This window comes from Streptosporangium sandarakinum, from assembly GCF_013409935.1.
In the GTDB taxonomy this organism is placed as follows: Bacteria; Actinomycetota; Actinomycetes; order Streptosporangiales; family Streptosporangiaceae; genus Streptosporangium; species Streptosporangium nondiastaticum.
In genome coordinates, this window is record NZ_JACCCO010000003.1 from 1,059,153 (window position 1) to 1,071,441 (window position 12,289).

The window sequence follows — 12,289 nt, forward strand, 5'->3', positions numbered from 1 at the left end:
GATCGGCGCCGGGGTGGAGATACGGGATCTCCACCCCGGGGTGGAGATCCCGCCGGCGCCCGGAAAAACTTTCGTATCGCGCATCTTTTCCTGATACGCAAATATATGTACGGTGGTCCCATGGACACCGGGAAACCCGAACGACCGGGACTTCGGGAGCGCAAGAAGCAGGAGACCCGTGCCGCGCTGAGCTGGGCGACCATCCGCCTGGTCGTCGAGCGCGGGCTGGACGCCGTCCGGGTGGAGGACATCGCCGCCGAGGTCGGGGTCTCCCCCCGCACCTTCAACAACTACTTCTCCGGCAAGGGTGAGGCGATCGCCGCCCGGCACCTCGACCGCGCCCGCCGGATCGCGGAGGAACTGCGCGCCCGGCCGGAGTCCGAGCCGCTGTGGGAGGCGATCCGCAACGCGGTGCAGACCCAGTTCTCGCCCGGGGACACGTCCGGTGGCGCGGCCGACGGGGGACGGGTGCCCGACCGGCGGTGGATCACCGGCGTCAGCCTGATGATCAGCGAGCCCTCGCTGCAGGGCGAGATGTTCAAGGCGAACGCGGCCGCCGAGGCGGAGCTCGCCGCGGCGATCGCCGAGCGCACCGGCACCGACGTCGTCCGCGACCTGTATCCGCGGCTGGTGTCCGGCGCGGTCGGCGCGGCCGTCAGCCTGGTCATGGAGCGCTGGCTGCGGGCCGACCCGCCCGTGCCGTTCGGGCCGATGCTCCGCGACGCGCTCGGCCAGCTCGCCGCGGGGCTGCCGGTGCCGGAGCGGGAGGAGGCCGCCGGTCCCCGGGCCTGAGAACGGTCCTTCCGCCTTCCGGCCCTCGTCGATCCTCCGAGTCTCCCGGACCCGCCGGCCCTGATCGGCCCGGCCCCCGAGAGTCCCGCCTGAGAGGACTGATCGGCCGGCCCCCGAGAGTTCCGCCTGAGAGGCCCGATCCCCGCCGGGCCCCGTACCCGGATCCACCGGCCCTGGCTCAGCCCCGCCCCTGAGAATCCGGCCTGGGAGGCCCGATCCCGCCGGGCCCCGTACTCGGGCGCATCCACCGGCCCGCCGCCTGGGTGGTCCGTCATGGCCGCCTTCGCACACCGTGCGTCAGGTATTAGTGACGGAGCGTACCTTTCATGCCCCCTTCGCTCGGAGCCCGGACCCCCGGGACCCGAGTCCCCCCGTCCCACAGAGGAGGAACCACCATGTCCGCAGACGTGGTCATCGCCGGAGCCGGCCCCAACGGGCTGATGCTGGCCTGTGAGCTGAGCCTGGCCGGAGTGCGGCCGATCGTCCTGGAGCGGCTGCCCGCACGTACCACCGAGAACCGTGCCAACGGCCTGGTCGGCCAGGTGGTGCGGATGCTCGACCGCCGGGGCCTGTACGGGCGGCTCGGCGGCGGCTCCGAGCCGCCCCGGCCGGTGCCCGCCTTCGTGTTCGGCGCGCTGCCGCTCGACCTGAGCACGCTGGACGACAACCCGCTCTACGTCCTGGGGACGCCGCAACTGCGCATCGAGCAGGTCCTGGAGGAGCGCGCCGTCGAGCTGGGCGTCGAGATCCGCCGGGGACACGAGCTCACCGGTCTGTCGCAGGACGCCGAGGAGGTCGTCGCCGACGTCGCCGGGCCCGACGGCCCCTACCGGCTGCGGGCCCGCTATCTCGTCGGGGCCGACGGCGGGCGCAGCGTGATCCGGAAGCTGGCGGGGATCGGCTTCCCCGGCGTGACACGGGACTCCACGGTCTCCCGCACCGCGTCCGTCACCGTGCCGCCGGAGCTGGTGGACCCGGCCACCGGCGGGCTGAACGTGCTCGGCCACGGGCTCGTCCCGCCGTTCATGCACCACCGCACCGAGCGCGGGCTGTTCGTCTTCGCGCCCTTCCCCGGCCGCTCGACCCTGGTGACCACCATGGAGTGGGAGCCCGGCGCCGCCGAGGACGACGGGCGGCCGCCGTTGACCCTGGAGGAGCTGCGGGAGAGCGTCCGCCGGGTCCTCGGGGCCGACCTCCCCCTCGGCCCGGACACGGGGCCCGGCCCGCACCTGATGCGCCGCCTGGTCGGCGGCAACACCCGGCTGGCCGACCGGTTCCGGGACGGCAGGGTGCTGCTGGCCGGCGACGCGGCGCACGTGCACTCGGCGATCGGCGGCCCCGGCCTCAACCTGGGCCTGCAGGATGTGGTCAACCTCGGCTGGAAGCTCGCCGCCGAGATCCGCGGCTGGGCCCCGCCCGGCCTGCTGGACAGTTACGAGGCCGAACGGCGGCCGGCGGCCGAGCGGGTCGTCATGCACACCCAGGCGCAGTCCGCGCTGATCGCCCCGGGCGAGGAGGTCACCGCGCTGCGCCGGCTGTTCACCGAGCTGCTCGGCGACCGGAACGTCGTCCGGCACATCGCCGGCACCATGGCCGGGGCGGACGTCCGCTATGACATGGGCGCGGGCGACGCCCACCCCCTGGTAGGCCGGTGGGCGCCCGACGTGTCACTCGACACCGAGACCGACACCGACACCGGCGACGGCGCCGGTCCGGTACGGCTCGCCGAGCTGACCGCGGACGCCCGGCCGCTGCTGCTGGACCTGACCGGGGACGCGTCCCTCGCCGGGGAGGCGGCCGGGTGGGACGACCGGGTCAAGGTCATTACCGCGCGCCTCCTGGACCCGGCGACCACGAACGCCCCGGGTGTCCGGGACGGCTCGGCCGGCTCGCGAGGCTCCGGCGGCCCGGGCGACGGTGGGTCCGGCGAGATCACGGCCCTGCTGCTGCGGCCCGACTGCTACGTCGCCTGGGCCTCGTCGTCGCCCCGCCCGGACTCCGCCGAGCGTGAGGCCCTCCGTGCCGCCCTGGCCCGGTGGTTCGGGGCGCCGGTGACCGTGGACGCCTGACCGCCGCGCCCGCCGTACGGCGCGCCCGTCCGCCCGCTGTACGGCAGGTCCCCGTGGGGATGCCCGCCGTACGGCGCGTCGGGCCCGGCGGGGACGTTCCGCCGGGCCGCCGGGCCGCCGGGAGCGTCGGGAACCCGTTGGGACGCGGTTGCCGGCACGCCGGGGCGTCGAGGGGCGCGTTCCGCGCCGGGGCCCATTAGTACGATGTTCATCGTAGTTTGACATCTATCGTACTTACGTGCTTGGGTCGATCATCATCTCTTGCGGAGGAAGAGCGACATGATGGCGAAGACGGTGCTGTTCCACGAGCTCGGCGGCCCCGAGGTGATGAGGCTGGAGGACGCGGAGGTCGGTGAGCCGGGTCCGGGCGAGGTCCGGATCCGCGTGGACGCGATCGGACTGAACCGGGCCGAGGTGCTGTTCCGCACCGGCCACTACATCGAGCCGGTGAAGCGGTTCCCCGCCCGGCTGGGCACCGAGGCCGCGGGCGTGGTGGAGGCGGTCGGTGAGGGCGTCGAAGGGTTCCGGCCCGGGCAGCCGGTCAGCACCGTGCCCGGGTTCTCGCAGAACGGCCACGGGGTCTACGCCGAACGGGCGATCGTGCCCGCGGCGTCGGTGCTGCACCGCCCCGAGGGGATCGGCGCCGTCGAGGGCGCGGCGGTGTGGATGCCGTACCTGACGGCCTACGGCGCACTGGTGGAGGTCGGCGGGATGCGGCCGGGGGACACGGTCGTGTTGAACGCGGCCTCCAGCAGTGTGGGACTGGCCGCGATCCACGTCGCCGACCGCGTCGGTGCCACGCCGATCGCCCTCACCCGCACCGCCGCCAAGAAGGAGGCGCTGCTGAAGGAGGGCGCGGCGGAGGTGATCGTCACCGGATCGGAGGACGTGGCCGAGCGGGTGCTGGCGGCGACCGGCGGCCGGGGCGCCGAGTTCGTCTTCGACGCCGTCGCCGGCCCCGGCGTGCGGGACCTGGCCAGGGTGGTGGCCGACGACGGCACGCTCCTGGTGTACGGCGCGCTGAGCGGCGAGCCCACCCCCTACCCGGGCATCGAACTCGGCATGCCCGCGCTGAACATGCGCACGTACACCATGATCGAGACGGCCGGCCGGCCCGAACGGCTGCGCCGGGCGGCGGCGTTCGTGACCTCCGGGCTGCGTTCGGGCGCGTTCCGGGCCGTGGTGGACCGCACCTTCGACCTGAGCGAGATCGTCGAGGCCCACCGGTACCTGGAGTCGAACGCCCAGGTCGGCAAGATCGTGATCACCGTCGCGCACTGACCTCCGCCGCGTCGGCGGCCTCGGCCTCGGGAGCGTCGATCAGAAGGGCGTAGACGCGGCTTCGATGCATGACCGCACCGTACCGGTCGCGTTTCCGGCCCGTCGTGGCCGGCTTCCGGCCGGTACCGCTCATGCGATGGTGATGCCGTCGGCGGCCTCGAAGAGGCCTGAGGGCCCCGGAGGCGACGGGGAGGGTCAGCCGTCCTGCCCGGCGAGCCGGTCGCGCAGATACTCCCGCAGCACCACGGCGTTGTTGTGCTCGGTGTCCTTGGCCGCGTACAGCAGCGTGACCGGCCCGTGGCGCGCGGCCTCCAGCAGCGGGCGGACGGCGTCAGCCTCGCCGTCCAGCTCCTCGCGGTAGCGGCGGCGGAACTCCGCGAACCGCTCCGGGCGGTGCCCGAACCAGCGCCGCAGCTCCGCCGAGGGCGCGAGGTCGCGGACCCAGTGGACCCGCTCCAGGTCCTCCTTGCGCACGCCGCGCGGCCACATCCCGTCCACCAGGAAAGCCGTCCCCTCGACCTGCCCGCCGTCGTCGTACACCCGTCTGGCGATGATGTCCCCCATCCCCGGGATCTACCCAGGAGGCGTGCCGCGGAAGCGGCGGACCGGCCCGCGACAAAGGGTGGCAGGATGTCCGGCATGACTGCATCGGATCCGAAGTCGGATCTTCACCGTTACCTGAAGGTCGCCCGCGAGGCCCTGCTCTGGAAGCTCGACGGACTGTCGGAGTACGACATCCGCCGGCCGATGACCCCCACCGGGACCAATCTTCTCGGGCTGGTCAAGCATGTGGCCGGCACCGAGGCCGGATACTTCGGTGACGTCTTCGGCAGGCCGTTCCCCGAACCGCTGCCCTGGATGGAGGACGACGCCGAAGCCAACGCGGACATGTGGGCGACCGCCGAGGAATCGCGTGATGAGATCGTCGCGCTGTACCGCCGGGTGTGGGCGCATTCGGACGCGACGATCGAGGCGTTGGAGCTGGACGCGGCCGGCCGGGTGCCGTGGTGGCCCGACGGGCGGAACGAGGTGACCCTGCACCGGATCCTGATCCACATGATCGCCGAGACCGACCGGCACGCCGGGCACGCCGACATCGTCCGGGAGCTCATCGACGGGGCCGCCGGACTGCGGCAGGACGGCAGCAACCTGCCGCCGGGCGACCGGTCGTGGTGGGAGGAGTACCGCGCCCGGCTGGAGCACGTGGCACAGGAGGCCGGACGTACCTGAGGCGGTGACCCGGCCGGGGCGCCGGAGGGGCGCCTGAGTCCGCCGGGGCGGCGGCGGGACCGCGGGCCTGGCCGTACGGGACGCCGTCGCCCCGGCCGGCGTCCCGCCGCGCGGTGGGCCCGGTCACCCGGACGTCCCGGCCTCAAGGATCGAGACGATGGAGAAGAGGGTGAAGCACACCGTGCCCGGTCCCACCAAGTCGTCGCACCGCTGCTGCGGGGAGCCGCGCCGTACGGCCGGAGGAACCGTACGGCGCGGCCCGCGCCACCGGTGCGGGTGGGACCGCGCTGGACGGTTCGCGGCATACGGGTGGGAGGATCATGGTCCTTCTGTTTTCATGGGCCGATGCCGAAGGCGGGAAGAGTCGTGCTCGCGGTGGCCGGGGTGCTGGCCGCCGGGCCGTGCGTGTCCGTGCTCCTCGCCGCGATCGACCGGCTTGAGCTCGCGGGGATGCCGACCGGCCTGGTGGCGGGGGGCCTCCTTCGCGGGGACCCGGCGAAGGCCGCCGTCGCGACCCTGTACGGCAGCGTCGCCGCCGTCATGGTCGGAGAGAGCGTCACGGACGCCTCCGACGGTGGAGACTTCGCCGACGTGATGGCCGGCTGGCCGGGCTGGCCGGGCTGGGTGATCGGGGCCGTGCTCGCCTATCTGGTCGCGGCCGGAGGGCTGCCGCGCACCGAGGCCCGCGGGATGGGGCCGGCCGTACCCGCGGTGGTGGCCGCCGCGCTCACCGCCGCGGTGCTCGCCTGCGGCCAGCTCGTCGCGGCCGAGGCGCTGGGAAGGACGCTGTGGGAGCGGTATCACGAGTGGGACGGTCCCGGCTGGTACCGCGACCTGACCCGCGCCGTCTGGTATCCCGCCGCTGCGGTCGTGGCGGCTTCGGTGATCGCGGGCAGGATGCCCGGCGGCCGTGACCGGTTCCTGGCGCTGCCGTCGGCCGCATGGCTCGGCTGCGCGGTGACGGCCGGGCCGCTGCAGTATCTCCAGGCGCTCGGCGCGGTCGACGACCCCCCGGTCGTGGCGCTGACCGCGTCCCTCGCGGGCGCGGGCATCGGCGCGGCGGCGGGCGCAGCCGCGCTCCGGCACGCCGGGACGCGGCGCGGGCTGCTCTGCTTCATCCTGCTGTTCACCGCCATCGAGGTGATGGGCGGCCTCCCGGGCTCCCTGGCGGACGGAGCCCTGAGCATGTTGATCGTCTCGACCGTCCTGGCCGTCGTGGTCGCCGCCTGGACGGCGCGGCGGGATGCGAGCACGGGATCGGCGGTGACGGCGGGTGTGGCGGGGCCGCTGCTCGTCTGGTCGGTGTACGTGACGGTCGGCTCCCGGGACTACGACCACAGCACCCAGTACCTGCCGTACTGGACCGCGTGCGTCGCCGCGCTCCTGGCGTCGATCGCCGCGCCGCCGGCGGCCGGGGTGGCGCGGCTGGGCCGCGCCGGTGGCGTCAGCGGCCGTGGACCTGTTCGCCGCGGACGAAGGTCATGGCGACCCTCGCCCGCCAGATGTCGGCGGCGGGTTCGGTGAACGGGTCGCGGTCCAGGACGACCAGGTCGGCGCGGTTGCCGGGGGCGATCGTCCCGGCGTCGTCGTCGCCGTTGATCCACGCCGAGCCCGCGGTGTAGGCGGTCAGCGCGGTCGCCAGGTCCAGGGACTGGCCGGGCAGGAACGGGGTCTGCGCCGTCGGGTAGCCGGCGTGCACCGAGCTCGGTGGCTCGGTGCGGTTGACCGCGACGTGCATGCCCTGGATCGGGTCGGCGCTGGAGACCGGCCAGTCGCTGCCCGCGCAGAACCGGGCGCCGGTCCGCAGCAGGTCGGCGAAGGGGTACTGCCACGACGAGCGCTCCTCGCCCAGGTACGGGATCGTCAGCTCGTCCATCTGGGCGTGGTGGGTGGCCCACAGCGGCTGCAGGTTGGCCGTCACGCCCAGCTTCGCGAAGCGCGGGACGTCCGACGGCTCGATGATCTGCAGGTGCGCGACGTGGTGCCGGTTCGCCGGGTCGGTCCCGGTGAGGCTGTCCAGCGCCTCGCGTACGGCCCGCTCGCCGATCGCGTGGAAGTGCACCTGGAAGCCGTGCCGGTCCAGTTCGGCGACGTGGCCCTTCAGCAGCTCCGGGTCCACGTACGACAGGCCCGTCCCGCCGCCCGTGCCGCCGCAGCGGCAGTAGGGCTCGATCACCGCGGCGGTGAAGTTCTCGGCGATGCCGTCCTGCATGATCTTCACCGAGGTGGCGCGGAACCGCTCCAGGCCCTCGGCCGAGCGACGGCGCTCCAGCAGCTCGGGGATCTGCTCGGCGCCGCGCGCCCGGTCCCACCACAGCGCGCCCACCACCCGGGCGGTGAGCCGGCCCGAGGATGCCGCCTCAAGGTAGGCGGGGAGCTGGTCGTCGGAGCCGGCGAAGGGACCGACGATGGCGTCCTGCCAGGCGGTGACGCCCAGGGAGAACAGGTAGCGCTGGGCGTCCAGCAGGGCCGCGACCTGGTCGGCGATGCCGGGCCGCGGGGTGAGCGGGCCGACGAGCTCCATCGCGCCCTCGTGCAGCACCCCGGTGGGCTCCCCGTCGGCGTCGCGCTCGATCCGGCCGTCGGCGGGGTCGGGGGTGTCGCGGGTGATCCCGGCCAGTTCCAGGGCGCGGCCGTTCACCCAGGCGGCGTGGTGGTCGCGCTGGACCAGGTAGGCCGGGCGGTCGAGGAAGTCGAGCTGGGAGCGGTGCGGCAGGCCGCCGGGGAAGGCCGACATGTCCCAGCCGCCGCCCTCGATCCAGACCCGGTCCGGGTGCGCGGCGGCGTAGCCGGCGATCCTCTCCAGGTACTCCGGCAGGCCGTACACCTCCGCGAGGTCGCATTTGGCCCGCTCCAGCCCGGCCTGCACCGGGTGGATGTGGGCGTCGGTGAAGCCGGGGGTCAGCAGGCCGCCGTCCAGGTCGACGGTCTCGCAGCCGGGGCCGGCCTGGCGCGCGACGTCGGTCTCGGCGCCCACGGCGGCGACGCGGTCGCCGCGGACCAGTACGGCCTCGGCGAAGGCGCCGCCGGGCAGGAAGGCGCGCCCGCCGCGGAAGAGGATCTCGTTCACTCGGCCGCCGCCGGGGTGCGGGCGGCGAGACCGGGCAGGTGGGGCATGGCTCTCCTTCTCCTCGATGTCCCGGGAGGCTCCCGGTGCCCAGGCGTCCGGGCGTCCAGACAGCTGGGCGCCGAACCCGATGCCGGCGACGGAACCGAACCTAGCGGCCGGTGATGGCGTCGGCGACGCGCGCCAGCGCCGAGGTGCGGCCGAGACCGGCCTTCTCCCTGGCGTCGGCGCGGCGGTACAGGTCGTACATCGCGTGCACGCCGATCCAGCGCAGCGGCTCCACCTCCCAGCCGCGGACCTTCCGGTCCACCCACGGCAGCGCCGTCAGCTCGGTGTCCTCGCGCAGGATCAGGTCGCGCAGGGTACGGCCGGCGAGGTTGGTGGTGGTGACTCCGTGGCCGGTGTAGCCGCCCGCCCAGCCGATGCCGGTCTCGTGGTCGACGTGCACGGTGGCGCACCAGTCGCGCGGCACGCCCAGCACGCCGGACCAGGCGTGCGCCACCTTCGACTCCCGCACGGCCGGGAACATGCCGGTCAGCAGCTCCCACAGCGCCTCGATCGTCCAGGCGTGGGTGTGGCCCCGGTCGTCCACCCGTGAGCCGTACAGGTACGGCTTGCCGCGCCCGCCGAACGCGATGCGGCCGTCGGCGGTGCGCTGGGCGTACATGTAGTAGTGGGCCATGTCGCCGAGCAGCTCGCAGCCCTCCCAGCCGATCGCGTCCCACAGGTCGCCCAGCGGCTCGGTGACGATCATCGAGCTGTTCATCGGCAGCCAGGCACGGTGGTACTGCCGCAGCCCGGCGGTGAAGCCCTCGGTGGCGCGGACGACGTAGCGGGCGCGGACCGTGCCGTACGGCGTGCGGGCCTCATGCGGGGCGATCTCGGTGACCGGGGTGCGCTCGAAGATCTCCACTCCGAGGTCGCGCACGACCTGGGCCAGGCCGAGGACCAGCTTCGCGGGCTGGATCCGCGCGCAGTGCGGGCTCCAGATCGCGCTGATCGCGCCGTCCACCCGCAGGCGGCTCTCCCGCTCGGCCGGGTCCAGCAGCCGGACGTCCTCCTCGGTCCAGCCCCAGTGGCGCTCGTGGTCGAGCAGCGCGCGCAGCCGCCGGTCCTGGGCGGCGTTGGTGGCGACCGTGGTGACGCCGCCCTTGACGATGTCGGCGTCGATGCCCTCCTTGCCGGCGACGGCGATGACCTCGTCGATCGAGGAGAACATCTCCCGCTGGAGCCGCCTGGCGGCGTCCACGCCGTGCGTCCGGGCGTACCGCTCGGGGGTGCCGGCCAGCTCGCCGACCAGCCAGCCGCCGTTGCGGCCCGAGGCGCCGTAGCCGGTGAACTCCTTCTCCAGCACGGTGACGCGCAGGCCGGGATCGGCCCGCTTGAGGTAGTAGGCGGTCCACAGGCCGGTGTAGCCGGCCCCGACGATCACGACGTCGGCCTCGCGGTCGCCGTCGAGGGGTTCTCCTGCCGTGGGGATGCCGAGGGAGCGGTACCAGAAGGAGACATCCCCGTTGACAAAGTCCCCAGACAGGGGAACTCGCGTGCTCATGGCCACATATCCTGCTATATCCGTCATGGGGCGTGCATCACCCCACGGAAACCGTTGTACAACCGCATCATCCACAACTCCCTCAAGACGTAACGGCGGGCTCACCCCGGTGTAGCGGAGCCGTAACAGGGCTCCGCCAAGCTGATGGCGATGGAGGGAGCTTTGATGGGGTTTCTGAGGATTCGTACTACCGTCGATGAGCGGCCCGGGCGGCTCGCCTCGCTGGCCACCGCGCTCGCCGAGCGGGGCGGCAACATCCTGGGCCTGAGCGTCCAGTCCGACGCGGACGGCACCGTGGACGAGTTCATGGCCGACATCCCCGCCGGGCCGGAGACCGTGCGCCAGGCGCTGGAGGCCGCCGGAGGCCGCCGGGTGCAGGTCGTCCCGGCCACCGCCCACGAGCTGACCGACGAGCCCACCCGCGCGCTCCTGCTCGCCTCCCGGCTGCGCGCCGAGCCCTGGCGGCTGCCCGCGCTGCTGGGCGAGCTGCTGCGCGCCGACGACTCCCGCTGGGTCTACGGCGCCGACATGAGCGAGCTGCCCGACCCCACGCAGCTCACGGTGCCGGTCGCGCCGCGCCGCGCCGTACGGCTGCGCCGCGCCGGGCTGCCCTTCACGCTGACCGAGGCCGCCCGCGCCGCCTCCTTCGTACGGCTCGCCCAGCCGGTCCGCCCCCGGCCGGCCGGCGCGGTGCGGACCGCCAGGCTGACCGACGGCACCGAGACGCAGGTGCGCCCGGTCACCCCGCTCTACCGCGAGGCCGTCCGCGACCTGCACGACCGCTGCTCACCGGAGTCACGCCGGTTCCGCTACTTCACCCCCGTGCCCACGCTGCCGGACCGCGCCTTCGACCGGCTCTGCGACCGCGCGCACGGCCACTCGCTGGTCGCCGGGCACGACGGCCAGGCGATCGCGCTGGCCGGCCTGACGTTCACCCCCGACCCGGGCATCGCCGAGATGGCCCTGCTCGTCGAGGACCGCTGGCAGGGCCGGGGGCTGGGCTCGGCGCTGGCGAGGATCCTCCTCGCCGAGGCCCGCGACCTGGGCTTCGCCGAGGTCCGGGCGAACATGCTGGCCGGCAACACGCGCATGCGCAGGCTCCTGGTCTCGCTGGGCGCGACCCTGACCCTCACCGACGACCCCGGCGTGGTGGAGGCCAGGCTCGCGGTCGGCGTCACGACGGCGACCCTCCCGTCCGCCCCTCCGCCGGCCTCTTCCACGGCGTCCGCGGAGCCCGGGGAGCCCGCGGAGTCCCGGGCGGTGCCCGCGGCCTGACCCGCACGCTCGCCCCCTTCCGGGCCGGGAGCTCTCAGGGGACCGGCCTGGAAGGGGGCGTACCCCGCACCGCCGCGCGCCGCCCCGTACGCGTCGTGCTCGTACAGGGCGGGGCCGTGGGCGCCGTCCGACGCGCCCGCGCCTCGTGATCGAGGCACGGCCTGTGGTCACAGCGCGGCCCGGAACCCCTCCAGGCGCTCGACGAGCTCCTCCGGGTGGCTCAGCGGGGCGAGATGGCCGCCGTCCATCTCGTCGGGGACGATGCCGAGTCGCTCACGGACGACGCGCCGCTGGAAGCCGGCGGGGAAGAAGCGGTCGTCGCGGCAGATGAGGAACCGGGTCGGCACGTCCGGCCACGCCGGCAGCGGCCACGGCTTCAGGAACGGGGTGCCGGACTGGTTCAGCGAGTGCTCCTCCACCTGGGCCGCGATCTCCGGCGGGACGCCGTTCAGGAAGGCGAAGGCCGGGTCCAGCGGGGCGTCGGCCGGACGGCCGTGGCGCTCGTTCGGCTCGCGCACGGCCTGGGCGTGACCGGTGCCGGCCCACCAGTCGCCGGGCGGCTCGCCGGGCGCCGGGATCATCGCGGTGAGCAGCACCAGCAGGTCGACCGGCAGCCGCTCGCACACCAGCGGCGCGGTGAAGCCCCCCAGGGAGTGGGCCACCAGCACCAGGTCGGTACGGTCGCCGACGGCCGCCACGACCGCGTCGGCGTACTCGGCCAGCCCGGCCGCGTCGTCCTCGCAGGGCAGCGCCACCGCCACCACGTCGTGGCCGCGCGCCCGCAGCAGCGGGGTCACCCGGTGCCAGAACCACGCGTCGGATCCGGCGCCGGGGATCAACACGTATGTCGCCATGCTTCCTGCCTTCGTGAGCTGGTCGTCCCGCCGGCGCCCGTGAGGCGCCGGGACGCCGGGATCCGTGCCCACCCAGTCAAGCCTGTGCCACCGACAAAATGAAGTTGACTTTTTAATGTCAGATTAACCGGTAACTGCTACCGCTGAGGAAAGAGAGGTGCATAGGGTC

11 protein-coding genes are annotated in these 12,289 nt (G+C 74.0%); 6 read left to right on the forward strand and 5 right to left on the reverse strand.

Annotated elements, in window-relative coordinates; translation table 11 throughout:
* Positions 1 to 120: 120 nt before the first annotated feature.
* From HDA43_RS31080 to HDA43_RS31090, 3 genes are all read left to right on the forward strand, one after another.
* Positions 121 to 792, forward strand: coding sequence for a TetR/AcrR family transcriptional regulator (locus HDA43_RS31080; protein ID WP_179827940.1), 672 nt, complete (start codon positions 121 to 123; stop codon positions 790 to 792).
* A 395-nt stretch (positions 793 to 1,187) separates the two neighbouring features.
* The gene (locus HDA43_RS31085; RefSeq protein WP_179827942.1) at positions 1,188 to 2,861 is read left to right on the forward strand and encodes an FAD-dependent monooxygenase; all 1,674 of its coding nucleotides are present in this window, start codon (positions 1,188 to 1,190) and stop codon (positions 2,859 to 2,861) included.
* A gap of 279 nt (positions 2,862 to 3,140) precedes the next feature.
* Entirely contained in the window at positions 3,141 to 4,142 is a 1,002-nt protein-coding gene (locus HDA43_RS31090; RefSeq protein WP_246424763.1) for a zinc-dependent alcohol dehydrogenase family protein, read from the forward strand.
* Between the two features lie 195 nt (positions 4,143 to 4,337).
* Here HDA43_RS31090 and HDA43_RS31095 read toward each other — a convergent pair whose 3' ends face one another.
* The gene (locus HDA43_RS31095) at positions 4,338 to 4,706 is read right to left on the reverse strand and encodes a DUF488 domain-containing protein (RefSeq protein WP_179827943.1); all 369 of its coding nucleotides are present in this window, start codon (positions 4,704 to 4,706) and stop codon (positions 4,338 to 4,340) included.
* A gap of 75 nt (positions 4,707 to 4,781) precedes the next feature.
* Here HDA43_RS31095 and HDA43_RS31100 point away from each other — a divergent pair, with 75 nt between their 5' ends.
* Positions 4,782 to 5,372 (forward strand): DinB family protein, encoded by a 591-nt coding sequence (locus HDA43_RS31100; protein ID WP_179827944.1) that lies wholly within the window; start codon positions 4,782 to 4,784, stop codon positions 5,370 to 5,372.
* Between the two features lie 123 nt (positions 5,373 to 5,495).
* Here HDA43_RS31100 and HDA43_RS36800 read toward each other — a convergent pair whose 3' ends face one another.
* Entirely contained in the window at positions 5,496 to 5,567 is a 72-nt protein-coding gene (locus HDA43_RS36800; protein ID WP_376770533.1) for a DUF2776 family protein, read from the reverse strand.
* Positions 5,568 to 5,717: 150 nt separating this feature from the next.
* Here HDA43_RS36800 and HDA43_RS31110 point away from each other — a divergent pair, with 150 nt between their 5' ends.
* A complete protein-coding gene (locus HDA43_RS31110) occupies positions 5,718 to 6,896 on the forward strand; it encodes a hypothetical protein (RefSeq protein ID WP_179827945.1) in 1,179 nt (392 codons plus the stop codon).
* On the opposite strand, the gene HDA43_RS31115 is transcribed toward HDA43_RS31110, so the two are convergent.
* Together HDA43_RS31115 and HDA43_RS31120 are read right to left on the reverse strand one after the other, a co-directional pair.
* Entirely contained in the window at positions 6,817 to 8,442 is a 1,626-nt protein-coding gene (locus HDA43_RS31115; protein WP_179827946.1) for an amidohydrolase, read from the reverse strand. The genes HDA43_RS31110 and HDA43_RS31115 overlap by 80 nt on opposite strands.
* A 148-nt stretch (positions 8,443 to 8,590) precedes the next feature.
* Entirely contained in the window at positions 8,591 to 9,991 is a 1,401-nt protein-coding gene (locus HDA43_RS31120) for an NAD(P)/FAD-dependent oxidoreductase (protein WP_179827947.1), read from the reverse strand.
* Positions 9,992 to 10,156: 165 nt separating this feature from the next.
* Between HDA43_RS31120 and HDA43_RS31125 the strand changes: the two genes are divergently transcribed.
* On the forward strand, positions 10,157 to 11,266 hold the full coding sequence (locus HDA43_RS31125) for a GNAT family N-acetyltransferase (protein WP_179827948.1): 1,110 nt from the start codon (positions 10,157 to 10,159) through the stop codon (positions 11,264 to 11,266).
* 167 nt (positions 11,267 to 11,433) lie between these two features.
* On the opposite strand, the gene HDA43_RS31130 is transcribed toward HDA43_RS31125, so the two are convergent.
* A complete protein-coding gene (locus HDA43_RS31130) occupies positions 11,434 to 12,120 on the reverse strand; it encodes an alpha/beta fold hydrolase (protein WP_179827950.1) in 687 nt (228 codons plus the stop codon).
* Positions 12,121 to 12,289: the final 169 nt, after the last annotated feature.

Excerpts from the sequence above, each read along its gene's own strand:
- HDA43_RS31080 (WP_179827940.1), top strand. The coding sequence starts at position 121 with ATGGACACCGGGAAACCCGAACGACCGGGACTTCGGGAGCGCAAGAAG.
- HDA43_RS31085 (WP_179827942.1), top strand. The coding sequence starts at position 1,188 with ATGTCCGCAGACGTGGTCATCGCCGGAGCCGGCCCCAACGGGCTGATG.
- HDA43_RS31090 (WP_246424763.1), top strand. The coding sequence starts at position 3,141 with ATGATGGCGAAGACGGTGCTGTTCCACGAGCTCGGCGGCCCCGAGGTG.
- HDA43_RS31095 (WP_179827943.1), bottom strand. The coding sequence starts at position 4,706 with ATGGGGGACATCATCGCCAGACGGGTGTACGACGACGGCGGGCAGGTC.
- HDA43_RS31100 (WP_179827944.1), top strand. The coding sequence starts at position 4,782 with ATGACTGCATCGGATCCGAAGTCGGATCTTCACCGTTACCTGAAGGTC.
- HDA43_RS31110 (WP_179827945.1), top strand. The coding sequence starts at position 5,718 with ATGCCGAAGGCGGGAAGAGTCGTGCTCGCGGTGGCCGGGGTGCTGGCC.
- HDA43_RS31120 (WP_179827947.1), bottom strand. The coding sequence starts at position 9,991 with ATGAGCACGCGAGTTCCCCTGTCTGGGGACTTTGTCAACGGGGATGTC.
- HDA43_RS31125 (WP_179827948.1), top strand. The coding sequence starts at position 10,157 with ATGGGGTTTCTGAGGATTCGTACTACCGTCGATGAGCGGCCCGGGCGG.
- HDA43_RS31130 (WP_179827950.1), bottom strand. The coding sequence starts at position 12,120 with ATGGCGACATACGTGTTGATCCCCGGCGCCGGATCCGACGCGTGGTTC.